General features: G+C 48.1%; 24 protein-coding genes and 2 pseudogenes. 17 read left to right on the forward strand and 9 right to left on the reverse strand.

Annotated elements, in window-relative coordinates; translation table 11 throughout:
- Positions 1–49: 49 nt before the first annotated feature.
- A complete protein-coding gene (asnB, locus tag AR688_RS06770) occupies positions 50–1,714 on the reverse strand; it encodes an asparagine synthase B (RefSeq protein WP_068230830.1) in 1,665 nt (554 codons plus the stop codon).
- 202 nt (positions 1,715–1,916) lie between these two features.
- Here asnB and AR688_RS06775 point away from each other — a divergent pair, with 202 nt between their 5' ends.
- The 7 genes from AR688_RS06775 to AR688_RS06805 all read left to right on the forward strand — a co-directional run bounded on the left by AR688_RS06775 (position 1,917) and on the right by AR688_RS06805 (position 8,220).
- The gene (locus tag AR688_RS06775) at positions 1,917–2,735 is read left to right on the forward strand and encodes a DUF3025 domain-containing protein (protein WP_068230832.1); all 819 of its coding nucleotides are present in this window, start codon (positions 1,917–1,919) and stop codon (positions 2,733–2,735) included.
- Positions 2,736–2,758: 23 nt separating this feature from the next.
- Positions 2,759–3,559 (forward strand): ABC transporter ATP-binding protein, encoded by an 801-nt coding sequence (locus AR688_RS06780; protein ID WP_068230835.1) that lies wholly within the window; start codon positions 2,759–2,761, stop codon positions 3,557–3,559.
- Positions 3,560–4,762, forward strand: coding sequence for an ABC transporter permease (locus AR688_RS06785; protein ID WP_068230838.1), 1,203 nt, complete (start codon positions 3,560–3,562; stop codon positions 4,760–4,762). It begins immediately after the preceding gene.
- A 138-nt stretch (positions 4,763–4,900) separates the two neighbouring features.
- Positions 4,901–5,107, forward strand: a complete 207-nt coding sequence (locus AR688_RS06790) for a bacterioferritin-associated ferredoxin (protein ID WP_068230841.1) — start codon at positions 4,901–4,903, stop codon at positions 5,105–5,107.
- A 133-nt stretch (positions 5,108–5,240) separates the two neighbouring features.
- Positions 5,241–6,131, forward strand: a complete 891-nt coding sequence (locus AR688_RS06795; protein WP_068230844.1) for an aspartoacylase — start codon at positions 5,241–5,243, stop codon at positions 6,129–6,131.
- 112 nt (positions 6,132–6,243) lie between these two features.
- Positions 6,244–7,050 carry a substrate-binding periplasmic protein gene (locus AR688_RS06800; RefSeq protein WP_068230847.1) on the forward strand — a complete coding sequence of 269 codons (807 nt, stop codon included), beginning with the start codon at positions 6,244–6,246 and terminating at the stop codon, positions 7,048–7,050.
- Positions 7,051–7,161: 111 nt separating this feature from the next.
- Positions 7,162–8,220, forward strand: a complete 1,059-nt coding sequence (locus tag AR688_RS06805; RefSeq protein WP_068230849.1) for a hypothetical protein — start codon at positions 7,162–7,164, stop codon at positions 8,218–8,220.
- Positions 8,221–8,299: 79 nt separating this feature from the next.
- On the opposite strand, the gene gloA is transcribed toward AR688_RS06805, so the two are convergent.
- On the reverse strand, positions 8,300–8,701 hold the full coding sequence (gene gloA / locus AR688_RS06810; protein ID WP_068230851.1) for a lactoylglutathione lyase: 402 nt from the start codon (positions 8,699–8,701) through the stop codon (positions 8,300–8,302).
- A gap of 257 nt (positions 8,702–8,958) precedes the next feature.
- Here gloA and AR688_RS06815 point away from each other — a divergent pair, with 257 nt between their 5' ends.
- From AR688_RS06815 to AR688_RS06840, 7 genes and pseudogenes are all read left to right on the forward strand, one after another.
- Positions 8,959–9,348: a hypothetical protein gene (locus tag AR688_RS06815; RefSeq protein ID WP_068230854.1), complete on the forward strand. Its 390-nt coding sequence runs from the start codon at positions 8,959–8,961 to the stop codon at positions 9,346–9,348.
- A gap of 90 nt (positions 9,349–9,438) precedes the next feature.
- A complete protein-coding gene (locus AR688_RS06820; protein ID WP_068230857.1) occupies positions 9,439–9,780 on the forward strand; it encodes a hypothetical protein in 342 nt (113 codons plus the stop codon).
- A 263-nt stretch (positions 9,781–10,043) separates the two neighbouring features.
- Positions 10,044–10,655 (forward strand): DUF6795 domain-containing protein, encoded by a 612-nt coding sequence (locus AR688_RS06825; protein ID WP_068230859.1) that lies wholly within the window; start codon positions 10,044–10,046, stop codon positions 10,653–10,655.
- 1 nt (position 10,656) lies between these two features.
- Positions 10,657–11,820 carry a lipase family protein gene (locus tag AR688_RS06830; protein WP_068230862.1) on the forward strand — a complete coding sequence of 388 codons (1,164 nt, stop codon included), beginning with the start codon at positions 10,657–10,659 and terminating at the stop codon, positions 11,818–11,820.
- Between the two features lie 326 nt (positions 11,821–12,146).
- Positions 12,147–12,764: a hypothetical protein gene (locus tag AR688_RS06835; protein WP_156420222.1), complete on the forward strand. Its 618-nt coding sequence runs from the start codon at positions 12,147–12,149 to the stop codon at positions 12,762–12,764.
- 189 nt (positions 12,765–12,953) lie between these two features.
- Positions 12,954–13,197: pseudogene (locus tag AR688_RS20710) on the forward strand (transposase); the annotation flags it as partial.
- A gap of 137 nt (positions 13,198–13,334) precedes the next feature.
- The gene (locus tag AR688_RS06840; protein WP_068230868.1) at positions 13,335–14,111 is read left to right on the forward strand and encodes a TIR domain-containing protein; all 777 of its coding nucleotides are present in this window, start codon (positions 13,335–13,337) and stop codon (positions 14,109–14,111) included.
- Positions 14,112–14,233: 122 nt separating this feature from the next.
- On the opposite strand, the pseudogene AR688_RS19870 reads toward AR688_RS06840, so the two are convergent.
- Both AR688_RS19870 and AR688_RS06845 read right to left on the reverse strand, forming a co-directional pair.
- Positions 14,234–14,470: pseudogene (locus AR688_RS19870) on the reverse strand (endonuclease III); the annotation flags it as partial.
- Between the two features lie 40 nt (positions 14,471–14,510).
- On the reverse strand, positions 14,511–15,416 hold the full coding sequence (locus AR688_RS06845) for a LysR family transcriptional regulator (protein ID WP_068230871.1): 906 nt from the start codon (positions 15,414–15,416) through the stop codon (positions 14,511–14,513).
- Between the two features lie 104 nt (positions 15,417–15,520).
- Here AR688_RS06845 and AR688_RS06850 point away from each other — a divergent pair, with 104 nt between their 5' ends.
- Genes AR688_RS06850 through AR688_RS06860 form a run of 3 tightly spaced genes read left to right on the forward strand, consistent with a single transcriptional unit; the run spans position 15,521 to position 18,322 of the window.
- Positions 15,521–16,717, forward strand: coding sequence for an MFS transporter (locus AR688_RS06850; RefSeq protein ID WP_068230873.1), 1,197 nt, complete (start codon positions 15,521–15,523; stop codon positions 16,715–16,717).
- Between the two features lie 19 nt (positions 16,718–16,736).
- Positions 16,737–17,210, forward strand: coding sequence for a cyclophilin-like fold protein (locus AR688_RS06855; RefSeq protein WP_231731994.1), 474 nt, complete (start codon positions 16,737–16,739; stop codon positions 17,208–17,210).
- A 17-nt stretch (positions 17,211–17,227) separates the two neighbouring features.
- Positions 17,228–18,322 (forward strand): alpha/beta hydrolase, encoded by a 1,095-nt coding sequence (locus AR688_RS06860; protein WP_068230876.1) that lies wholly within the window; start codon positions 17,228–17,230, stop codon positions 18,320–18,322.
- 116 nt (positions 18,323–18,438) lie between these two features.
- On the opposite strand, the gene nth is transcribed toward AR688_RS06860, so the two are convergent.
- Genes nth through rsxC form a run of 5 tightly spaced genes read right to left on the reverse strand, consistent with a single transcriptional unit; the run spans position 18,439 to position 23,694 of the window.
- Positions 18,439–19,071 (reverse strand): endonuclease III, encoded by a 633-nt coding sequence (gene nth / locus AR688_RS06865; RefSeq protein ID WP_068231297.1) that lies wholly within the window; start codon positions 19,069–19,071, stop codon positions 18,439–18,441.
- 7 nt (positions 19,072–19,078) lie between these two features.
- Positions 19,079–19,774: an electron transport complex subunit E gene (locus AR688_RS06870; protein WP_068230879.1), complete on the reverse strand. Its 696-nt coding sequence runs from the start codon at positions 19,772–19,774 to the stop codon at positions 19,079–19,081.
- Positions 19,775–19,784: 10 nt separating this feature from the next.
- Positions 19,785–20,411 (reverse strand): electron transport complex subunit RsxG, encoded by a 627-nt coding sequence (rsxG, locus tag AR688_RS06875; protein ID WP_068230881.1) that lies wholly within the window; start codon positions 20,409–20,411, stop codon positions 19,785–19,787.
- Entirely contained in the window at positions 20,408–21,475 is a 1,068-nt protein-coding gene (gene rsxD, locus AR688_RS06880) for an electron transport complex subunit RsxD (protein WP_068230884.1), read from the reverse strand. The genes rsxG and rsxD overlap by 4 nt, the downstream gene beginning before the upstream one ends.
- Positions 21,472–23,694: an electron transport complex subunit RsxC gene (rsxC, locus tag AR688_RS06885; RefSeq protein ID WP_068230887.1), complete on the reverse strand. Its 2,223-nt coding sequence runs from the start codon at positions 23,692–23,694 to the stop codon at positions 21,472–21,474. The genes rsxD and rsxC overlap by 4 nt, the downstream gene beginning before the upstream one ends.
- Positions 23,695–23,697: the final 3 nt, after the last annotated feature.

The following is a 23,697-nucleotide window of genomic DNA, read 5'->3' on the forward strand; positions in this document are numbered from 1 at the left end:
CATAAAAAAGGCCACGCAATTGCGTGGCCTTGTTGTTTTAGCTTACAGCTTAATAAGCTTGCGTATGCACATCGCGTACAGCACGGCCGGACGGATCAGTCATTTGCGCCATTTTGGCATCCCAGGCCAGTGCTTCCGGTGTAGAGCAAGCAACAGATTTACCACCCGGTACACAGGCAATAGCGCCGGCATGCGGGAAGTGTTCTTCAAAGATCACGCGGTAGTAGTAGGCTTCTTTGCTGTCTGGCGTATTGACCGGGAAGCGGAAACTGGCGGTGGCCATTTGCTGATCGGTGACTTCTTTTTCGGCGTGGGCTTTTAAGCTGTCAATCCAGCTGTAACCCACACCGTCTGAGAATTGCTCTTTCTGACGCCATAAAATTTCATTTGGCAGCAAGCCATCAAACGCCTGGCGCAGAATGTGCTTTTCCATTTTGCCGCCGCCACACATTTTTTGTTGTGGGTTTAAGCGCATGGCAACATCCATAAAGTCTTTGTCGAGAAACGGCACGCGCGCTTCAATACCCCAGGCCGACATAGCTTTGTTGGCACGGTTACAGTCAAACATATGCAGCCGGTCGAGTTTACGTAAGGTTTCTTCATGAAACTCTTTGGCGTTGGGGGCTTTATGGAAATATAAATAGCCGCCAAACAGCTCATCTGAGCCTTCACCCGACAGCACCATTTTAATGCCGGTGGCTTTAATTTTACGCGCCATCAAATACATTGGTGTTGAGGCGCGAATGGTAGTGACATCATAGGTTTCAAGGAAATACACTACGTCCCGCAGTGCGTCCAGGCCTTCCTGCACCGTAAAGTGCACCGTGTGATGCACAGTACCGATAGCATCGGCCACTTTTTGCGCGGCTATTAAATCCGGTGAACCAGCCAGGCCGACAGCAAAAGAGTGCAGGCGTGGCCACCAGGCTTCAGACTCGTCGTTATCTTCGACGCGGCGTTTGGCAAATTGCTGGGCGATAGCTGAAATAAGTGACGAATCCAGCCCGCCTGACAGTAACACGCCGTAGGGCACGTCAGACATTAAGTGGCTTTTTACGCTGTGCTCCAGCGCGGCCTTTAGCTCAGTTAAACTGGCAGGGTTATCTTTTACTGCATCATAGCTTTGCCAGTCACGCTGATAGTACTGGCGCAGTTCGCCAATTTTACTGTCAAAGTAATGGCCCGGCGGAAACTCTTTAATTTGTTTACACACCGGTACCAGTGCTTTTAGCTCTGACGCGACAAACAGCTGGCCGTGCTCGTCGTAACCATAGTACAGCGGAATAATACCAATATGGTCACGTGCAATCAGGTAACGGTTTTGCTCGGCATCGTACAAAATAAAGGCAAACATGCCTTGCAGCTGATCAATAAAATCGCTGCCGTGCTCCAGGTATAACGGTAATATCACTTCACAGTCTGACTTGGTTTTGAATGCATAAGGGCTTGCCAGCTCTTTTTCGAGCTGCTTATGATTGTAGATCTCACCATTCACTGCCAGAATGTGATTTCGATTATCATTAATCAGGGGCTGGGCGCCATTTTCAGTATCTACAATCGCCAGGCGCTCGTGCACTAAAATGGCATTGTCGTTATTCCACACGCCAGACCAGTCTGGCCCGCGGTGACGTAATAACTTGGATAACTGTAGCGCCTGCTGGCGCAAGGCTTTAACATCAGTTTTGATGTCAAGCACCCCGAATATCGAACACATGATAACCTCTATTAATTAGTTTTGTGTAAACACATTTTGTACCCTGTAGATTTCAACCTACATGGGTAATTTTGGCAGTATGTACGTCTATACGTACCCCTTGAATGTGCCATGCCATGCTAAAATTGCAAGCGCTTTTTCGCGCTTTTTGTAAGTAATTCATGCTGAGGGTTTTCAGCTACAGCAACAGACAAGACGGCCTATGCAAAAAACTGAAGTAAAAATCCGCTTTACGCCCCCGGCAGACTGGAATACAGCGTTGCTGCTTGGCAACCCGATATTTGCTGATTTATGTCAGCGTTTTCGCTTTGACCAGTTAACAGATTACCCTGATATTGGCTGGCTTAATCAGTGCCTAGCGTTGTCGGGCGTGAGCTTTGTCGATAATGACACGCTTAGCGCCGATGGCCGCTACTATGAAGAATATATTTATGTCACTCAGTGCATACCTACCCGCAAGGACAACTGGCACGACTTTTTTGGTGCGCTGATCTGGTGTTTATTCCCAAAAACCAAAGCGCTGTTAAATCAGCTGCATATGGCAGAAATTGCTCAGCACGGCCTGAAACAGCGTAGCAAACTGCGTAATAAACTCACGCTGTTCGATGAATGCGGCCTGGTCATTTGCCTTGAACCTGCTGCATTTGAACATGCTGAACTGCTGCGGCAACATCAGTGGCAGCAAAGCTTTGTGCAGCAGCGTAGCGACTGGTGGCAGGGCATACGGCCAATGATGTTTGGCCATGCTATGTATGAAATGGCTACGGCACCTTTTATTGGTTTAACGGCCAAAGCGTTATTTGTTAACGTACCGGATGGTTTTAGCCAGTGGCCTTTAACAGCTGCTTACAGTTTTGTTGATGCAAAATTACACGAACAAATTGCTAATGAGGCAGTACTTCTTGATAATCAACAGCTAACGCCTTTGCCATTGCTGGGCGTGCCGCGCTGGTATAACGACAATGAAACAGCGGGGTTTTACCACAATACTGACTATTTCCGGCCGCCGCGTCAGCGCTAAGGCCCCGACAACAGGACAGTTGCATGATTGATATTCAGGATTTAGCCAAGGCGTTTGCACTTGGTAAAAACAGCAAGTTATCGGATACCGAAAAACAAGATGTGCGTTACAGCAAAGAGGCGTTTCACTCGGTGCGCAATGTCAGCTTTAGCTGCGGCGCGGGTGAAGTGCTGGGGCTGCTGGGGCCAAATGGTGCCGGTAAAACCACCACATTACGTATGCTGTCTACCGCTTTAAAACCCGATGCCGGCTCAGTGCTGTTAAATGGCGTCGATGTATTAAAACAACCGGTAAAAGCCCGCCAGCAAATCGGCTTTTTATCGGCTGACACCGGCCTGTACGGCAAACTAACCGCGTTTGAAAATATCGCCTATTTTGGCCGTTTGCACGGCATGAAAGAGAGTGTCTTAAAACAGCGTATCGACGAGCTGTTTACGCTGTTAAATATGCACGACTTTGCCAACCGCCGTGCGGACAATATGTCGACCGGTATGAAGCAAAAAACCGCTATTGCCCGCGCTGTAGTGCACAGCCCTAAAGTAGTGATTCTGGATGAGCCCACCACCGGGCTGGATATTATGACCGTGCAAACGGTGCTGGATTTTATCAAAGGCTTAAAGCAAGCCGGTACGCCAGTGATTTTTTCTACCCACCATCTGGATGAAGTGGCATCACTTTGCGACAGAGTGGTGGTTATTGATAAAGGCATCAGCGCTTTTTCCGGTGATATCAGCCAGTTCAGGGCGTTATCTGCCAACGGTGATTTACGTGAGGCGTTTTTAAGCGTGCTTAATGTAGTAACCAACCAGCAGGGAGCAGCATAAATGTGGCAGGTCTATTTTAAAGAACTTACTGAGTTAATGCGCGATAAGAAAACGCTGATTTTTGTTATTTTACTGCCGATTTTTATTTTCCCGGTGATCTTTGGTGTAATGGGGTTGGTGTTATCCAGCACCACCAACACTGCCATGCAGGCAGAGCACCGCTATGTCATCATTAACGCAGAGCAGGCACCGCAGTTTGCTGATGCGCTGTTTTATCATAAAAACTTTAAACAGATTAAAACGGATAAAACTGCTGAAGCAGATTTAGTTGCGGCTATCCGCAATGATGAGTTTGATGTAGCGATAGTGATCCCGGCCGATTTCTCTGCTAAACGCCAGGCTGCAGAGCAATCTCAGTGGCAGATTATTTATAACCAGTCATCACAATTTGATTTTATGTACCGCTACTTCTCTGAGCTGATGACCAATTTTAATGAACAGTTACAGCGTGATACGTTAACGCAGCTGAATGTCGACCCGGCAAAACTGGCCGCCATTATTAAACCGGTTGATGTGCAAAAGGTGGATACCGCAGCTAAGCGGGAAAATATCGGTGAAAAATTCGGTGCCGTGATTGCCTATATTTTAGTCCCGTTATGTTTGCTGGGCGCATCTTATCCGGCGATAGATATGGGCGCTGGCGAAAAAGAGCGTGGTACGTTGGAAACCCTGCTAATTTGCCCGATAAGCCGCGTTAGCATAGTGCTGGGTAAGTTTTTTACGGTACTGACAACCGGTCTGATAGGCGCATTGATCACCGTAGGCAGTTTTGGCATCTGGGGCGCCATTATCGGTTCTTTCGCTGGCATGGCGGTAGTGCAGGAAGCAATGTCGGCTATCGCTATTACCGAGCTTATTCTGATTTTCTCTTTGCTGCTGCCCATCTCTGCAGTGTTTGCGGCCTTGTTACTGGCGATATCGATATACGCCCGTACCTTTAAAGAAGCACAAAACTATATCAGCCCGCTGTCGATCATGATTTTCCTGCCATTGGTGGCCGCTATGATGCCGGGTGTTGAGTTAACTACCAAAACCGCCCTGGTGCCAATAATGAACGTAGCGCTGGCGATCAAAGAGCTGATTAAAGGCACTGCCGATTATGGCTTGTTGGCGTTAATTTTTGGCTCTACTCTGGTGTTAGCCAGTATTGCTATCGGCTTTTGCGTGCACTGGTTCCAACAGGAAAAAGTGCTGTTTCGCTAATACTGCCAACGCTTTAGCACCCGTACAACGCCGGCTTTTGCCGGCGTTGTTATTACGACAGATTCCATTTTACAAATACTATTGATAATGGTTCTTAATAATATTAAAATGGCGGCGTTTAGTTAGCGGAGTACTGTTATGTACGTGTGCCTGTGTAAAGCTGTTACCGATAAAGCCATTAAACAAAAAGTGGCTGAAGGTGTATCCACCATGCGTGAACTAAAAATGTGCACCGGTGTGGGCAGCCAATGTGGTAAGTGCACCTGTCAGGCGCAGCAAATTCTGCATAACGAACTGGTACGTATTTCCGACTCTTCTTTAGAACTGGCACAACCTGCCGCTTAATCTGCATTTATATGCTTATTTCAGGCATTTAAATTCTGTATCTATTCTTTTTCCGCTCTGTACTGGTCATAATAACGCTATTGATTTAGGCTAAGCTCAGGCTTGGTGTAACCGCAGCAGTTATGGAAAAACTATGGATAAAATTAATCAGGTTGCCATCGTTGGTGGTGTGCATGGCAATGAATTTTCAGGTATTTATTTAGTTAAACAATATAAGGCTAAACCAGATTTAGTCAGCCGCGCCAGTTTTAATACCGAGCTGGTATGGGCCAACCCCGAAGCTCATTATGCCAATAAACGTTATCTGCACAGTGATTTAAACCGCCAGTTTAAAAATACCGATTTAGCCAACCCCGAGCTTGCCAATTACGAACAAAGCCGCGCCAAGGTGCTTAATGCCCAGCTTGGCCCTAAGGGCAACGCTAAAACTGACTTACTGATTGATTTACATAACACCACCAGCAATATGGGCGCCTGCTTAATACTGACCCAGGCCGGGCCGTTTTATAATAAGCTGGCCGCTTACGTAAAAATGCTGATGCCCGAAGCCATTATTTCCCGTGATGAAGATCACTTTGCCGCCGAAGATCACGCGCTGATGTGTACTGTTGGCCGTTACGGAGTGCTGGTAGAAGTAGGGCCGCAGCCGCAATCAGTATTACGCCAGGATGTGCTGGAACTGATGGACACCATGACGCGGCATATTCTTGATTTTGTTCAGCTGTACAACAGCAATACCTTGCCGGCATTGCCAAAACAGACAGAAGCCTTTCGTTATTTGCACAGCATTAAACTGCCAATGAATGAAAAAGGTGAGCGCCTGGGTATGGTGCATAAAAATGTGCAGGACAAAGATTATCAGCCGATTAACCCCGGCGATCCGATCTTTACCCTGTTTGATGGCAGCGAGATTCATTACGACGGTGACGTAACGGTTTACCCAACCTTTATTAACGAAGCCGCTTATTACGACAATAATCTGGCGATGTCATTAAATGAAAAAGTTGTTATTACACTGGAGTAACGTGGCTGGGTCTGACATCTGTATCATGATGATTATTTAGGTTTTCTTTTGGCAATTGCTGTGTTATTAAACTGTTGTCAATGATTCAGTCTGGTTATGTCAAGGGTGCCGAATGAACGCTAAATTAAGCTGCGTTATCTGGTTGTTCAGCATAGGGTTGGTGGTGTCAGGTAGTGTTGTAAAAGCACAGCCGCTGCGTTTTCTTACCGAGCATAACCCGCCGGGAGAGTACCTGAACGAGCAAGGCGAGGTTAGCGGCGTAACAGCCAGCCTGGTGCGTATACTGCAACAACAGCTGAACGAACCCGGTGATATTGAGCTGATGCCCTGGGGCAGGGCGCTGAGTATTGCCAGAGCTGAGCCGGATATAGTGTTGTTTGAAACGGTACGCACAGCCGATCGCGAAGGCTGGTTTAAGTGGGTTGGGCCGCTGAAGCATTATCAGATAGCTTTATACGGTTTAAAACACCGGGTAGGTGATACGCCGTCACTGGCCGCGCTGCCAAGAAACTATACCGCCTGTAATTACCGTAATTCTGCCACCGTAGGTGAAATTAAAGCGCTGGGTTTTACCGAAGGAAAAAACCTGATACTCACCAGTAAATCAGGCGATTGTCTGGATATGTTGCTGTTAGGCCGGGCCGACTTAATGGCGGTTAGCGAGCTGTCGGTGCCAGGGTTTTCAGCTAATGCCGAGGAAGCAGGCAGTCAGCTGGTAATGGTGAAATACCTTAGCGAGCGTAAACGCTACCTGGCGTTTTCCCGCAATGTGTCAGACGAGCGTATTGCCCGCTGGCAGGCGGCACTGGAGCAAAGCTACAGCGATGGCACCATGCGCAAGCTATATCAGCCCGTGTATAGCGAGCAGATTATCCGGCGGTTAGAAAACTTTGCTGCTAATCAACAACAGAAAAACTGAAAAATCATTGCTTAGCCATATGTAAACGCTGGCTGATTATTTACTATACTATTTCTTGTATTTTTTAATTCTTGTACTTTACTGGCGTAAACCTAATGAAGGAGTCTGATTGTGGTCAGAATTTCAGTTTGGCGTTCGTGCATTGCCTTGTTAGCCCTGACGTTATCAAGCACAGTTGCTGCTCTGGAACGGGGGCGCCAGCTACTGATTACAGAGCAGGCCGTTGCAGACAGCATTTTAAGCACGGTTGAAAATGCACTTTGGGCAAGTGATGGCAGCATTGCTGAAAAGCCGGTTTATATCGTATACAGCACTGAATGTGGCTGGAGTAAACGCCTTTATGAGCAAAGCCGTCAGTTAGGCGATAAGCTGCAGCTACGGTGGATACCAGTGGCCGCTCGCGGCGCTGATACTGTAGTTACTGAGCGTAGCGGTGCAAGCGTCGCTGCAGCCTTTGCCGGGCAGTTTGGCAGTGCCCCTGATAAAGCGCTGGCTAAGCGTGGGGTTGATTACAATTATGCAGTAATGAACAGTTTGTCTTTTCAGTTTAAACCTTACTACGCTGACAACAGCTTTGCCTTTCCCACGCTGATTTATCAGACAGCTGATGGCGTAAAGGTGATTTCCGGTAATCCCCCAAGTATTGATGTGCTGCAACAGGAAGTACTTACCCAGCCAGGTAAAGCTGGGTTGCAACCTGCAGCCGTTGAGCTTACAGCTGAGCCTATTGTGGTACATAAAAGCCCGCGTTTATCTGCGTATGTTAACCTCAACAGCACATCCGCTAAGGTATTTGCTGCGCCCGATCTTCGTGCGCCGCAACTTGATCTACTGGCACAAGGCTTTGAAATGCCGGTAACCGGTATCGTTGCTAACAGCCCGTGGATTGAAGTTGCTCCTTGGGGTGATCGTGGGCCTAAAGCTTATATTCAGGATGAACTGACAGCAAGATTGGCATTATTATCATTTCAGGTTAAACGCAGCTCAGGTAACCTGGTTGCAGATAAGCCACTGCAAATACGTTCACACCCTGATTTATCGGCCCCGGTGCTGGATACTCTGGAAAAGGGTTATCAGCTTACTAAATCTGGTGTTGTCGAGTTAAATGGCGAAATATGGGATGAAATTATTCTGTATACGGACGGGACTAAAGGTTATGTTGCCCGTTAGATGTGATATTGCATTATAGTTTTGCAAATCAATAAGGCCCGTATCAGCAGGCCTTATTGATTTTAGGTGTAATAGATAATCAGAGCGTGTCGTAACTGTCTTTTTTCTGGATCAGTTCTATAGCGTAGTTATCCGGATCGCGCACAAAGGCAATTTCAGTGGTGCCGCCTTTTACCGGGCCGGGTTCACGGCTTATTACGCCACCTTTAGCGCGTATTTTATCGCATGCGTCGTATACGTTTTCTACTTCCAGTGCGATATGGCCATAGGCATTGCCTAAGTCGTAGCTGTCGGTACCCCAGTTATAAGTCAGCTCTAACACGGTATTTTCGCTCTCGTCACCGTAGCCCACAAACGCCAGCGTATATTTATACTCAGTATTTTCTGACTGGCGCAGCAGTTTCATGCCCAGTAATTCAGTGTAAAACGCCAGTGATTTTTCCAGGTTACCCACGCGCAGCATGGTATGTAGCATTCTCATACAAACTCCTATCCGATTTGGTCTTTAAACTCGCAGTGCAGGCGGTAATGGTAACATATTCTGCCGTCCCGGAAGGACAGCAGAGTACCAAAAGCAGATATTGGTGTTGGTATTTAACGTCTGAAAATCGCTTTATTTGTATGCATAGAATGCCCAAGCCCGGTTCGTGCTTTGTTAAGCGGGTTAACCCGTATTTTTCGCCGGCACAAATACCAGTTGTACCTGTAAGTCATTGTAAGTTTGAAAGATGCGGTGTAATGTTCTGTACATTAAATTTACAAGGGCAGGTTAACCCGTGTTTAAAAACGGGTCAACCTGCTGAATATTCGTTAGAGGTGGCAATGTCGAATGACAGTGACAACATCAAGCAAGCATTGGCGCAAGCTTTGGTAAAGGTCGAAGCGGGCGGTGATATTGTCATTACCACAAGCGTTATTGATAACGTCACAGAACCTCTTGCCGAGGCCATTAAGGCAGCTTATGCAGGTGTATTTACAACACAAGAGTTAGCGGCGCTCAGTAACCTGGTTTTCCAAGCAACCTCGGATGAGAAATTTTACGATTGGGAAATGCCAACTCTGGTTGGCTATACGCGTGAAGAGATGCAAAGGCTAGGTGAAAAGCTCCGTGCGCTTGCAGTCCTCTAACAATCGTGGCAGGGCTTGGACTGCCTTTCCGTTACTGTACGGCTACAATGCCTCCCCGGGGCCGGACGTCTATCTTTATAAGGAGATTCAATGAAACTTGTATTATTTGCTTTATTAGTGACTCTTGTGGTCGGGTGCGCTAGCACAAAAAGGGATTATGTATTTGATGGTTCGACAATTGAATCAACGAAGCAGGGTGTTACTGATGTTACCAAACGTTTAAAGCCTGCAGAGCAATTGCAGTTCTTAATGGCACTAATGGCAATACAGTTTTCAGATGTTACTAGTGTCCAAGATATATTAGGTGACCCTACAATGACTGACGAAATTAATTATTTCATCATTGGTAAAAAAATTGATGGTCTAAATTACTACGAGGTTTTAGAGTTGGCAAAATCCTCACCTACGAAAGTCAGTGTGTCTTCAAAATAAATATGACAATTCGCCTCTCTCGCTGGAAAAAGGGGGGCAGAGAAAATTAAAGGTATATCGAGCTAATCCAATATATTTCAGTTGCTTGAAAAATGCGGTTATTAGCTCCGCCCCTCTTTCAGACCCCTTTCTCACTACACCCTTAATCTAAATTATCATCAATAAAATGTGTTAACTATTTTGTGTTATTTGTAAAAAAATATTGACGATACAGGTTGGCTATTTATAATGCTAACCACTATTTTCTTTACAGGATGGTCGTAATGCTGGGATGGCAGCCTCTTAATCTTAAGGCGATAGCCGTTGGCTTAGGCCTGATACTTTCTGTATTAGCAACGAACGTGGAGGCAGGTGTGTTTGGTTGGTTAAAAAGAACAGAAATTCAGTGGTCGCCTGAAATACACGGGGTTATAACCGAACAAGGTCGACCAGTCGTAAATATGCGGGTAACACGCGAACTGTATTACCAAGATAAGAAATATTCTGATACCGCCACAACCAACGCTGACGGACAATTTTTCTTCACCAAAAAAACATTAAAGGTTAGGCGGGTTCTATTTGATGCAGCGATAGGTTTGGAGCTAATAGTCAAGCATCCAGAAACTGATAACACAGATTCCATTTTTGATATTCGAACTCTGAACCACTTAGGCTGGGAAAGTCTTGATAGAGTCATGGCGGATATGCGCTGTGAACTTCCAGCGGAGAGAAAATATCATGAGCTAAAAACGCACGACATACACGACGCATTCGACGAACATTTTCACACTAAATGCTCTTTTCCAAGCGCCAAAGGTGCACTGTGGTCAGATGAGGAAATAGAAGCAAAGCTGAAAGAGCTTGATCAAATGATTGAAAAACAGGAAGGATTCTGAAATGCAAAGATCTTTACCACCACAAACTGCAGTATGGCTTGCAAGATCACCTTACGAAGCACAAAAACTGAAAGCTGGGCAACACTTTACACCTACCCACAAACCTGTAACACAGTATTTTGATTTTGACCAAACAGGCGGTGTAATCCACGGCACTTCAGGCAGCGTGATTTCTAAGATATTTAACAATACTACAGGCTTCGCTATTGTCGGTAAGGGTAAAAATCACTTTGCTGGTGATGTTGCATTAGGAATTCGCGGCACCGATATGACAAGTGGCCGAGACTGGTTCAGTAATGCGAACGCTAGTTTAGCCATAGCTGACAATAAAAGCGCGGTGCATTCGGGGTTTCAAAAAGTATTCAAAAGTATGCAACCGGCGTTGGAGAAGCAACTTGCTCCGTTACTCAATACCAACAGTAACGGTATAGTGCACTGTGCCGGCCATAGCTTAGGCGGGGCTCTGGCAAGCCTTGCAGCCATTTGGATTAAGCAACGTTTCGGGAATCGCGTTGCCCTTTACACCTATGGCGCACCAAGGGTAGGTTTAAACGACTTTGCGCTCAAGTCTTCGGGCAGTATTGACAGTATTTATCGCTGTTTGCATGGCGATGATCCTGTACCGATGGTGCCGGTATGGCCGTTCTATCATGCTCCGCTAAATGGTAGTAGCGTACTGCTAACGGCGGCAACGGGTATTAAGGTTTCGTCGCACTCGATGATGGAAAATCCAGGTTATGTCATAACATCGCGGGGTCAATGGGAAAATTTGCAACGACGGGGCGATGTAGTTAAAGCTGTACGTCTGTTTTACGACCGCCGATTTGAATGCAGCTTCAGCACTCACTGGCAAGAGAGGCTAAGTCACGCTCTGATTACTTTGTTAAAAGATGCGGGCATGTTAACTGCGATATCTGTGCAAATGACTATTGGCGGAATCATGACCTTTTATGATGTTCTGGCTTTAGCAGTAGAAAAAATTGCGAACTTAAGCAGCCAGTTTGCTGAGCAAGTTAAAGGCTTGCTGGGCCATATGTTGGTATTTGCCGGTAAAGTGACCACAGCGGTTACTGAGCTTACTGTCCGCTTTATTCGATGGGTGTTTAAGATAACACTGGAAGCAATGTATCGCGTGGCTCGCAAAGCGATTGAGATGGTAAGCTGAATTCGCACAAATCCTTGATGATGCAAAAGCCACATTTTGGTTTTGTAAAATTACCCTGTTGTTTAAACAGATGCCAGCCTTTGACTCATGTCGGGATATTTTTCGACCAGCTTAATCAAAACAGCCGCTTGGCCCTGGCATGATTTCACACTTATGATTGCACCTCACTGTCAGGCACGATACCTAACTATAGAAGGTGTCTACTGATCATGGGTAACTCGGCCATCTAACGTCTTAACTAATAGGTAAAATCAATGAGATTGAGAGGTATCCATAACTGCTTAAGAAAAAATGCGACTCTTGTAAATGTGTACTGTGTAGGTCTGATGACAGCAATTTTTTCAATTACACAATTGCTTTCAACTGTTAAGAAAAATAGGTATGACGAAATTAAAAGTATTCCCCAAATAGAAATTTTTAGGCGTAGTGACTTATCTGGAGATTACATTGAAGTCGTGAACCGGGGCGGAGAAGCATTCAATGTCGTTGGTAAAGTCGCAACATTTCTCCAAGTCCAGGCTAACCTATCACCAGTCCCTTCTCAGGGAATGTTCTATGTTCCGGCATATTTTAGTCGCCCTAAAATGTTGAACAGCCCGGAAATGCAAGTGATCTTGCAATCCGCTAGTGCAAGATCGCATGAGGTTCAAGATGGCCAATGGCTTCAATTTGCAGTAGATATGACTAAAGATGGCTATCCATCAGCAGGTAGTTTATCGCATTTCATTAGTCTTGAGTATTTTGACATTTTTGGAAAAGAATACAAACGATGCTACTCGCTTCGAAATCCTGGTCTACCTGCATCTGAAAACGACTCCAAATGTGAACTTGTAGACATTCTTTACATCATGGAGAACTATAAATGGTTGGAGAGAAACGAGGAACCACACTCTTTTGCAAAGAGTTGGGTGAAATCTGAATTTGAAAACAAGCGCTCTGAATAAATAATTTAAAATTGATAAAGCCAACACAGTGGTTGATATTACAGTAGTCAAGCGCAGAGGTAAGCAATCTACACGTTCATTAGAACAGACGGAAAAAAGGGGGGAGCTAATAATCGCAATTTTACTTCAAGCAACTGAAATGTAAATCATTAGTCAGAATATGTCTGTAATTGTCTCTGCCCCCTTTTTCTAGACAGCGAAGCAGGTAAACAAATATACAGCCCCCGTATGTCAGTAGTAATGATGGTGTTAGGCAATATTGGTACGAATATAGGGCTTGAGCAGTTTAGCTTGTATGGTAAAACCAAGGTGCAGGTAATGGCAGCTGTATTGTATAGTGCAAAATATGGCGAAGGTAAGCCGGTACGGTAAATTAGAAAGATGCGAATATCACTCAGAGGCGTCTGATAAACAGCTGGTTTTACTTAAATAGCACCAAAGATATCTTGTCTTGAAATTTCTGTCAGAAACATGCAGAGTTGCTAACAAATCATAAACAGAATAGCCGGGATGGAAATGCTGTGTGGGAAGCAGGTTTTTATACAGGCTCGTTAGAGGTCAACCAAACCAATGAATGAAACAGGGCAGCATATCGATGAACTAATAACCGAAGGCAAGCGGTTAGAACCTCATGGCAATTCCACTTTTGAAGGTTATAACAGTGATATGCAATCTGAGTATCTAGCATGGAGATTGCAGTCCCTAGAAGCACTTCGGGAATGTGGCCCATCTACGAATCAAGCCCTTCGAGAAATCGAGCAAGATAACCACAGTCCGTATTTCTACAATAAATCTGTTTCCCAACTCCTTGGTGCGTTATCAGCAGCTAAAGCGTTGTTACTTCGGCAAGAATCAAGGAAAGCAACTCGGGTTTTGAAATCTGATGGCCAAGAGACTTCGTCAAACAAAGTTTTCGTGGTTCATGGGCATGACGAAACACTGCTCAACCAAGTCGCCCGATACCTGGAGAAACTTCAAATTGAACCTGTAATACTGTTTGAACAGCCAGGCAAAGGCCAAACAATCATTGAAAAACTAGAATCCAATTCAAATGTAAGCTTCGCAATCGTTCTCTTCACCCCTGATGATACCGGCGGAAAAGCCGCTGATGGTTCGGTCGCTCATAAGCCACGAGCTAGGCAAAATGTAGTGCTCGAGCTGGGCTATTTTTTGGGGAGGTTGTCCCGCTCGAAAGTGGCAGTGTTATATGATCCATCGGTTGAACTTCCATCTGACTATCATGGAGTAGAATACCTTCGAATTGATGCAGAAGGTGCATGGAAATTGAAGCTTGCAGCTGAGCTGAAAGCTGGTGGGATTGAACTTGATATGAATCGCGCTATTTAATCTCAAACAGGCGGCTGCTATCGCTCCTTGTTTGCGGAAACTGCCTTTTCGTGGTTACACTGCTAAGTCCATCCCTAAAGCAGCGCGTTTACGTCCGCGATTTGATCATAGTAGCGGTTTTATTATTCAGTCTTCTCTTTAAACTCACACAAATCTTCAATAAGGCAGTTGCCGCAGCGCGGTTTGCGCGCTACGCAGGTGTAGCGGCCGTGTAGGATTAGCCAATGGTGCAGGTCGAGTTTAAACTCACTTGGCACCACCTTAAGTAATTTGTGTTCTACCTCGCCGACATTTTTACCCGGTGCCAGCTTAGTGCGGTTTGATACGCGAAAAATATGCGTATCTACCGCTATGGTAGGCCAATCAACAATCGTAAAAGGTTACTGCGCGAGCCGTAAATTAGCTTTGGTGATTGTCACGATATCTTATGGCTTCTACGAACGCCATAAAAGCCGGTGAAGCTTGCCTGCGGTTGGGATAATACAAATGGAAACCCTGAAAATAGGGGCTCCAATCTGTTACTACCGCTTTAAGTCTGCCATCGGCCAGATAAGGTGCTGCCAAAGGTTCTGGCACATAAGCCAGTCCGATGCCATCCAGTGCCGCATTGAGTACATGCATAATGCTATTGAATACGAGTTGGCCTTCAACTTTAACTGTAAAGGCTCGCCCTTGCTTTTCAAATTCCCACGCATAAATTGCACCTGCTATGCGGTGACGAATATTAATACACGAATGCTCTGTTAGCTCATAAGGAGTGGCGGGTGCTGATTGTCGCGCAAAGTAAGCCGGCGAGCCAACTACGATAAGCCGCCAGTCCGGGCCAATGCGCACAGCAATCATATCTTTGCTGATATCTTCCCCTAAACGAATACCGGCATCAAAACGCGCTTCAACCACATTGGTAAAGCCGTAGTCGACGTACAGCTCAAGTTTGATATCCGGGTAGTCCTGCAAAAATGCTGTTAGCTTCGGGCGCAGATGCAGTTCTATCTGATCATCAGTGCAGCTAATGCGCAGTGTTCCTTTAGGTTTATCGCGTAATTCACCCAAGGCATCCAGTTCAGCATCAATTTGTTCAAACAGCGGTGCTACCGATTCAAACAAACGCACACCAGCTTCTGTCATAGACACATTACGTGTAGTTCGGGTTAATAACCGAACCCCGAGTTTTTCTTCCAGGTTACGGATGGTGTGGCTTAGTGCAGATGGGGTAACGCGCAACCCGGCCGCCGCTTTGGTAAAGCTCTGGTGTTGTGCTACGGCCAGAAAAGCCTGCAGGTCATTCATTTTGCTGTTTGCCATTGCTGAATTTTTCTCACAACTACATCAATATTATGCCTACTAATCAAATAGTCGCCTGTCTGTCAATATAACAAGGTGTTTTTAGCCTTGAAAAGTGTAATTCGATGACAGTTGCTGTAACTGATATGCCACGAGATAACGTAAAACCCGCTTACTGGAGTGGTGTATTTGCTATGACATTATGTGTGTTCGCGCTGATTGCCTCAGAGTTTCTGCCGGTTAGCTTGCTTACGCCATTGGCAGCCGACTTAAGCGTAACCGAAGGCATGGCCGGACAGGGTATCGCTATTTCCGGCGCTTTTGCTGTATTAACCAGCCTGTTTATTCCGCTGTTGGCAGGCAATTTAGATCGCAAAACCCTGCTGCTGGCGCTGACGGCGTTAATGGGGGCATCCGGAGCCATTGTTGCCCTGGCTCCGGGTTATGGCATTTACATGTTGGGGCGTGCACTGCTTGGCGTTGTGATAGGCGGATTTTGGTCGATGTCTGCGGCTATTGCTATCCGGCTGGTGCCGTCTGAAAAAGTGCCCCGCGCTCTGGCGATTTTTAACAGTGGTAATGCGTTAGCCGCCGTAATTGCTGTGCCGTTGGGAGCCTATTTAGGCGCGGTGATAGGCTGGCGCGGTGCCTTTCTCTGTCTGGTGCCGGTTGCGGCCATCGCTTTTGTCTGGCAATGGCTTAGTTTACCAGCCATGCCGGTAGCATCAGCTGTTCGCGGTCCTGCTAATGTATTTAGGCTGTTGAAACAGCCTTTGCATCTGCTTGGTATGCTGGCGGTTGGCATGTTCTTTATGGGCCAGTTTGCTTTGTTCACTTTTATTCGTCCCTTTCTGGAAACGGTTACCGCAGTGGCTGTGCCAACACTTTCAGCTATGTTCTTCGTGCTGGGTATTGCAGGCTTAATTGGCACCGTGTTTATCGGTGGATTGCTGCAGCGCAATCTGTACCGGATGTTGATCGTGATGCCGTTATTAATGGCAGTAACCGCCTTAGCGCTGATCGCTTTTGGAAGCTCAGTGGCTGCAGTGTTCGTCCTGCTGGGATTTTGGGGCTTGGTCGCCACCGCCGCACCTGTCGGGTGGTGGGCCTGGTTGGCTAAATCGGTGCCACAAAACGCCGAAGCAGGCGGCGGCCTGATGGTTGCCGTGATCCAATTAGCCATTGCTGTGGGTTCAACTATGGGTGGGGTGCTTTTTGATGCCGGTGGTTATCAAATCGCATTTGTGGCAAGTGCACTGCTATTACTGCTCGCTGCTGTACTGGCTGCGCTAACTGCGCGCAGAGCTGTCACTTTGCAATAAACGGCTGAGGGATAATTTCATGAGCAACAGAAAGTGGTTTACGTTTATGTTGGCATTGGGTTCGGTCGCGCTGACCGTGGCGCTGACCGTGGCGCAGGCTGGCGCTACTCCTGCTAAGCATAAGGGGAATAACATGTATCAAATAAACATTACATTGGATGATGCCGTCATTACGGCCAGTCTTGATGACACCCCGACCGTGCGGGATTTTATCGCCCGGTTGCCAATGACGGTAAAACTTGAAGATTACGCCGCAACGGAAAAAATTACTTATCTGCCCCATAAGCTGAACACTGAGGGCGCACCGGCCGGCGTTGATCCAGCTATTGGTGACATCGCCTACTACGCCCCCTGGGGCAATATTGCTATTTACTACAAAGATTTTGGTTACTCGCCTGGCCTGATCAAACTGGGTGAGATCACCAGTGGCATGGCACACCTTAAGTTTAGTGGTGCCAAACAGGCGACTATTGAACTTATCCACACTAACTGACAAATGAGGAACATCGCATGAACACCTATGCAGAACCCGTAACCAATAATAGCCGCCGCACGTTATTAAAAATGACCGTCCTGGGTATAGCCGTGACTAGTGTTTTATCCGCTATAACATTAGCTACACCGGTAAATGCCGAACCTTCGGCACAGTTGCAACTTGTTAGCGAGTGGGACAAAACCTTTGCCAAAAGCGACAAGGTTGACCACAGAAAAGTGACCTTTAAAAACCGCTATGGCATTACTTTGGCCGCAGATCTTTATGTGCCGAAAAACAGCAGCGGTAAACAGGCTGCCATTGTTGTTGGTGGCCCTTTTGGCGCGGTAAAAGAGCAATCATCAGGTTTATATGCGCAAATTATGGCAGAACGCGGCTTTATAACATTGGCGTTTGATCCGTCTTACACCGGTGAAAGTGGCGGCGAACCGCGCAATGTGGCCTCACCCGATATCAATACTGAAGATTTTAGTGCCGCCGTTGACTTTATAGGCCTGTTACAAAATGTTGATCGTGAGCGTATTGGCATCATTGGTATTTGCGGTTGGGGTGGTATGGCATTAAATGCCGTAGCGGCCGACAAGCGCGTCAAAGCCGTCGTCGCCAGCACCATGTACGATATGACCCGCGTTATGTCCAGAGGCTACAACGACAGCGTGACCCCTGAGCAACGTGCACAAACTTTAGAGCAACTGAGCCGGCAGCGTTGGGAAGATGCTGCAAACGTGAAGCCGGCCTATCAGCCGGACTACAACACCCCTCCGGAGGATGGTGCACCGCAGTTCATGGTCGACTACCACGACTACTATGGAACGCCGCGCGGCTATCATAAGCGGGCGGTCAATTCCGGCAATGCCTGGACGCTCACTACGCCGTTGTCGTTTATGAATATGCCGATCCTGAGCTACATCGATGAAATATCGCCTCGCCCGATCTTATTTGTCCATGGTGAAAAGGCGCATTCGCGTTATTTTGCCGAAACAGCTTATGCAGCAGCGGCACAACCGAAAGAACTAATGATTATCGAAGGTGCCAGCCACGTTGATTTGTATGACCAAGTGGACAAAATCCCGTTTGACAAGCTGACGGACTTCTTCCGGAAAAATCTGTAAAGCAAATTGAGGCCATGACAGGTGGGGCGCCTTTCCATTTCAGCTCACCATGGGGAAAGTTGGTTAAGTGTATTGGAGCTGCAAGCCCGGAGTTATAGCGTGACGGAGGTGCTGAACTAGTCAGTTTTCTCTTTAAATTCACACAAATCCTCAATAAGGCAGCTGCCACAACGCGGTTTACGCGCTACGCAGGTGTAGCGGCCGTGCAGGATTAGCCAGTGGTGCACGTCGAGCTTAAACTCGGCGGGCACCACTTTAAGCAATTTGTGTTCAACCTCGTCGACATTTTTACCCGGCGCCAGTTTAGTGCGGTTAGATACACGGAAAATGTGGGTGTCTACCGCTATAGTAGGCCAGCCAAAGGCGGTGTTCAGTACCACATTGGCGGTTTTACGGCCAACGCCGGGTAGGGCTTCGAGTGCTTCGCGGTTTTCCGGCACTTCGCCGCCGTGTTGCTCGACCAGTATGCGGCAGGTTTTAATCACATTTTCGGCTTTGGTATTAAACAAACCAATGGTTTTAATGTAGTGCTTTACCCCGTCTACACCCAAGTCCAGCATCGCTTGCGGGGTACGCGCTGCCGGAAAAAAATGTTTGGTAGCTTTATTCACCCCCACATCGGTGGCCTGGGCGGATAACAGCACCGCTATCAGCAGCTCAAACGGTGAGCTGTATTCCAGCTCGGTGGTGGGTGTTGGATTAGCTGCGCGCAGGCGGCTGAGTATTTCAATACGTTTTTGTTTATTCATCTGTTTTTTACTGCGCAGCGCCGGTAACGCGGGCACGGGCAATACTGCCTTTTTCCACTGCCTGGCGTTGTTTAAGTTTATTATCAATAACGTTTTTCAGCGCGATCAGCAGCCCCATACCAAGGAATGCACCGGGTGGCAGCATGGCCAGCAAAAAATGGCTGTCGGCGTGGAATACTTCTACCCGTAATGCTTTGGCCCAGTCACCCAGTAATAAGTCAGCACCGTCAAACAAAGTGCCCTGGCCAAGTACTTCACGCATGGCGCCCAGTACCAGTAATACCAGCATAAAACCTAAGCCCATCATAATGGCGTCGATGGCAGAGGGCAGCACCGGGTTTTTTGAGGCAAAGGCCTCAGCCCGGCCGATAATAGCGCAGTTAGTGACAATTAATGGAATAAAAATACCCAGAGACAGGTACAAGTCATAGGTATAAGCATTCATCAGCAGTTGTACGGCGGTAACCAGGCTGGCAATAATTAACACAAACACCGGAATACGAATTTCGCTGGCAACATGGTTACGCACTAAAGACACCGCGATATTGGAACCGAGCAGTACTAATAAAGTCGCGGCGCCAAGCCCCAGCGCATTGGTAACCGTGGCGGTAACGGCCAATAGCGGGCACAGGCCCAGCAACTGCACCAGCCCTGGGTTGTTTTTCCATAAACCCTGCAGGGTTAATTCTTTAAACTGACTCATTGTGGCCTCGTTATAGGGCGCAATTGGCCGGGATATCGGCAAGTTCAGGCTGTTGCTGTATCAGCAGGGCGGCATTGCGCACTGCCTGTATTACTGCCCGAGGTGTAATAGTGGCGCCGGTAAACTGATCAAAATCGCCGCCATCTTTGCGCACTGCCCATTTACTGGCATTGTCGTCTGTTACCGTTTTACCGCTAAAGCTGAAAATCCATGGCGAGCGGCGGGCTTCTATTTTGTCACCCAGGCCCGGTGTTTCTTTATGATCCAGTACCCGGCTGCCTAAAATAGTGCCGTCCGGGGTTAAGGCGACTATTAAATCAATATTACCGCTGTAGCCATTTGGTGCTGTGGTTTCAACAATAAAACCTGCCAGTTCGCCGTTCTGGCGCCAGCGATACACCGCTTGCGCGGTGGTGCGGCCCAACAGTGCTTCATTGGTTACCAGCAGACAATCCTGCAGTAATGACTGGCTGGCGTCTACGCCGGGCAGTACTTCAGACAAAATAGCCAGCTTACTGGCCAGCAGTTGCTCACTGATACGGGGGGCAGTTTGCTGGTTTACCAGGCTGAGTATTGCGACACAAAATACAGCTGCAGCGCCAAGCGCCAGGGCATTTTTTCTGATGGCTCGAATCATTTTAGTTCGCTCCGCGGCCGGTGGCCATAAGTACGGGGCCGGGTGTAGTAATCAATTAACGGCACCGCCATATTGGCCAGTAATACGGCAAAGGCATAGGCGTCGGGGTAGCCACCAAAATTGCGGATTAAAAATACCAGCAGGCCAATCAGGGCGCCGTAGACCAAACGGCCTTTGTTGGTGGTGGAGGCCGACACAGGATCGGTAGCAATAAAAAACGCCGCCAGCATAGTGCCGCCACTAAACAGATGAAATAGCGGCCCGGCAATGGTATCCGGCGCTGCCAGAGTGGCAATGGCAGATAACACAAACAGGCTGGCAATAACGGCCAGTGGAATACGCCAACTGATAATTTTCTGCTGAATAAGCAGTAAACCACCGGCCAGATAAGCCAGGTTGAGCCACAACCAGCCGGTACCGGCAAAGGCAAAAAACACCGGCCGGTTCAGGCTTTCATCCAGCGTCAGGCCCCGGCTGAGATCAGTGCGTAAGGTGTCCAGCGGCGTGGCCATGGTAATACCATCTATATTGGCTTGCAGCTGTGGCAGGCTAAAACCACTGCAGCTGTAGTGCGTGAAGATACTACAGACAGCGTCCAGCGGGGTTAAATCAACACTTTGCAAAGACAGTGGCGGCAGCCATTGCGTCATTTGCAGCGGGAATGACACCAGCAGCAATACATAAGCCGCCATCGCCGGGTTAAACAGATTATTGCCCAGGCCGCCGTAAAGTTGTTTAACCATAATAATGGCAAAAGCGGTGCCAATAACAATGATCCACCAGGGCGCATAGGGCGGTATGGCTATCGCCAGTAATACGGCGGTAAGCAAGGCACTGTTGTCTTTTAAGCGGGACAATACCGGCTTGCCACGTAATTTTAAGATCAGCGCTTCGCTTAGCCAGGCGGTAACGATTGCCAGTACTAACTGGATAAGTACACCATAGCCAAATAATACCGCCTGCACGGCAATACCGGGTAAACACGCCAGTGCCACCAGTCGCATGATATGCGCTGTGCTGCGTTGGTTATGCTGATGTGGCGAGCTGGCTATTTTAAAACTCATGAGTTCTCACTATCGGCTTGTTTACGTGCTTTGGCGCGGGCAATGGCTGCAGCAATGGCAGCTTTGCGCGGATCTTCTTTTACAACCGCATCTGCTACAACCGTCTCCGCCTGATCTGCTATAACAGCCTCTGTTGCAACGGGGGCGGTTTGCTCTGTGGCTTCAGCACTGGCTTGTTTTTTAGCTTTGGCACGGGCCAGCGCTGCGGCGACAGCAGCCTTACGCGGATCTTCTGCTGCTACAGCTGCATCAGATGCTGCGGTTGGTTTATTTACTGCACCGGCGCTAGCGGGTGGTGCACTGGTTTCATTTTCAGTTTGCGCCTGTTGCTTAGCTTTAGCCCGGGCGATAGCGGCAGCAATAGCCGCTTTGCGTGGGTCGGCCTCTGCTGGTGCCAGTGCCTCGTTGATTTTTTCAGTGTTTGGCGCCGGCATTACTTGCTGTTTTGTCGCATGTTGCTCTGTTGCCTGGGCGGCTTTTTTGGCCTGGGCGCGGGCAATAGCTGCAGCTACGGCGGCTGCTTTGCTGTCGGTATTATTAGTTGCAGCTGGCGTTGGCTCTGGCTGCCCGCTGGGTGGCTCAGTGGCTTGCTGCTGGGCTTTTTGTTGTTGATAGTCCCGCGCCTGCTGTTTTTTCAGCTCGCGCTCGGCCAGAATCTGCTCTTTATTGCGCTCATCTGCTGGTGCCGCCTGGGCCTGTTTCGCTTTAATACGTGCCAGGGCGTCGGCCACAGCGGTATTGGCGCCACTGGCCAGTTGCTGTTGCTGCCGGGCAGCTGCCAGCTGTTGGTTACGTTGCTGCCGTTCTTGCTTCTCTTGCTCTAACCTGGCGTTACGGGCTTCAAAGCGGGCTTTGGCCTGTTCGGCTTTTAACGCTTCGCGCTGCTGCTCGCGAATATCGGCTTTGGCAACACGGTAATACTGCACCAGTGGAATTTCACTCGGGCAGACATAAGCACAGGCACCACATTCAATGCAGTCGGCCAGGTTATATTCGTTAAGTTTATCGCTGTCTTTGGCTTTGCTGTACCACAGCAATTGCTGCGGCAATAAGCTGGCCGGGCAGGCATCGGCGCAGGCACTGCAGCGGATACAGTCCATTTCTGTGCTGGCTGCCGGTAACTCTTGTGCAGTGGGGGCCAGTACACAGTTGGTGGTTTTAACTACCGGCACGCTTAAATCGGGCAGGGTAAAGCCCATCATAGGCCCGCCCATTATAACCCGCTGTTGTGGCTGGCTTTGAAAGCCACAGGCATCGAGCAGTGCCGATACCGGCGTACCCAGTAATGCCAGCACATTTTGTGGCTGGTTTAAGGTGTCGCCGGCAACGGTAACAATGCGTGACAGCAACGGGTGATCGTCCAGCACGGCCTGGGCAATAGCAAAGGCGGTGCCGACGTTTTGCATAACGATGCCAATATCGGCCGGGCGGCGGCCATTGGGCACTTCTTTATTGGTTAACAGCTGAATAAGCTGTTTTTCACCACCAGACGGATATTTAGTTGGCACTACGCGCACATAATAGTGCTCACGCTGGCTGCAGGCGGCCATCATTGCCGCAGCGGCTATAGGTTTGTCATCTTCAATACCAATTAATACCGCTTTGGGGTTAAGCAAGCGGCACAGAATATCAATGCCTTTAACGATGGTGGTGGCAGCTTCCTGCATCAGTAAATCATCGGCGCTGATGTAGGGTTCGCATTCAACCGCGTTAATAATCAGATAATCGACCGGTTGCGTAAGGCCGGCTTTAATATGGGTAGGAAAACCGGCACCGCCCATACCGGCTATACCGCTGTCCTGAATACGGCTGAGCAGGGTGAGATTGTCGCAGGTTAAAAAATTCAACGGCTCGCGCTGGCGCCATTCGTCCAGGCCATCGGGTTCCAGCACCAGGGTGAGTTCCGGCAATGCCGAAGGGTGCGGGCTGGTGTGCGGCGTTATACTCAATACTGTGCCTGAAGTGGGCGCATGTATCGGCACCGCCATAGAGTTATCTGCGCCGGTGAGTTGCTGGCCTTTTAATACTCTTTCACCGACCTTTACCAGTAACTGGCCAGCCACACCAATATGCTGACGCAACGGTAAATACAGCCGGTCGGGTATCGGTAATACGGCGATCGGTTTTTGATTTGTTTGCTCTTTGCGGCCCGGTGGGTGAATGCCGCCATGGAAATCCCATAGCTTACCGGCCTGAATTTGCTGAAATAAACCTGGCATGGC

Origin of the sequence: Rheinheimera sp. EpRS3 (assembly GCF_001513785.1) — a bacterium.
In the GTDB taxonomy this organism is placed as follows: Bacteria; Pseudomonadota; Gammaproteobacteria; order Enterobacterales; family Alteromonadaceae; genus Alishewanella.

Coding starts and splice junctions, on each gene's coding strand:
- rsxD (WP_068230884.1), bottom strand. CDS start 21,475: ATGAGTTTTAAAATAGCCAGCTCGCCACATCAGCATAACCAACGCAGC.
- AR688_RS06820 (WP_068230857.1), top strand. CDS start 9,439: ATGAAACTTGTATTATTTGCTTTATTAGTGACTCTTGTGGTCGGGTGC.
- AR688_RS06845 (WP_068230871.1), bottom strand. CDS start 15,416: ATGGCAAACAGCAAAATGAATGACCTGCAGGCTTTTCTGGCCGTAGCA.
- AR688_RS06775 (WP_068230832.1), top strand. CDS start 1,917: ATGCAAAAAACTGAAGTAAAAATCCGCTTTACGCCCCCGGCAGACTGG.
- AR688_RS06815 (WP_068230854.1), top strand. CDS start 8,959: ATGTTCTGTACATTAAATTTACAAGGGCAGGTTAACCCGTGTTTAAAA.
- gloA (WP_068230851.1), bottom strand. CDS start 8,701: ATGAGAATGCTACATACCATGCTGCGCGTGGGTAACCTGGAAAAATCA.
- AR688_RS06835 (WP_156420222.1), top strand. CDS start 12,147: ATGACAGCAATTTTTTCAATTACACAATTGCTTTCAACTGTTAAGAAA.
- AR688_RS06855 (WP_231731994.1), top strand. CDS start 16,737: ATGAGCAACAGAAAGTGGTTTACGTTTATGTTGGCATTGGGTTCGGTC.
- AR688_RS06795 (WP_068230844.1), top strand. CDS start 5,241: ATGGATAAAATTAATCAGGTTGCCATCGTTGGTGGTGTGCATGGCAAT.
- rsxG (WP_068230881.1), bottom strand. CDS start 20,411: ATGATTCGAGCCATCAGAAAAAATGCCCTGGCGCTTGGCGCTGCAGCT.
- asnB (WP_068230830.1), bottom strand. CDS start 1,714: ATGTGTTCGATATTCGGGGTGCTTGACATCAAAACTGATGTTAAAGCC.
- AR688_RS06870 (WP_068230879.1), bottom strand. CDS start 19,774: ATGAGTCAGTTTAAAGAATTAACCCTGCAGGGTTTATGGAAAAACAAC.
- AR688_RS06830 (WP_068230862.1), top strand. CDS start 10,657: ATGCAAAGATCTTTACCACCACAAACTGCAGTATGGCTTGCAAGATCA.
- AR688_RS06825 (WP_068230859.1), top strand. CDS start 10,044: ATGCTGGGATGGCAGCCTCTTAATCTTAAGGCGATAGCCGTTGGCTTA.
- AR688_RS06785 (WP_068230838.1), top strand. CDS start 3,560: ATGTGGCAGGTCTATTTTAAAGAACTTACTGAGTTAATGCGCGATAAG.
- rsxC (WP_068230887.1), bottom strand. CDS start 23,694: ATGCCAGGTTTATTTCAGCAAATTCAGGCCGGTAAGCTATGGGATTTC.
- AR688_RS06860 (WP_068230876.1), top strand. CDS start 17,228: ATGAACACCTATGCAGAACCCGTAACCAATAATAGCCGCCGCACGTTA.
- AR688_RS06800 (WP_068230847.1), top strand. CDS start 6,244: ATGAACGCTAAATTAAGCTGCGTTATCTGGTTGTTCAGCATAGGGTTG.
- AR688_RS06840 (WP_068230868.1), top strand. CDS start 13,335: ATGAATGAAACAGGGCAGCATATCGATGAACTAATAACCGAAGGCAAG.
- AR688_RS06790 (WP_068230841.1), top strand. CDS start 4,901: ATGTACGTGTGCCTGTGTAAAGCTGTTACCGATAAAGCCATTAAACAA.
- AR688_RS06780 (WP_068230835.1), top strand. CDS start 2,759: ATGATTGATATTCAGGATTTAGCCAAGGCGTTTGCACTTGGTAAAAAC.
- AR688_RS06850 (WP_068230873.1), top strand. CDS start 15,521: ATGACAGTTGCTGTAACTGATATGCCACGAGATAACGTAAAACCCGCT.
- nth (WP_068231297.1), bottom strand. CDS start 19,071: ATGAATAAACAAAAACGTATTGAAATACTCAGCCGCCTGCGCGCAGCT.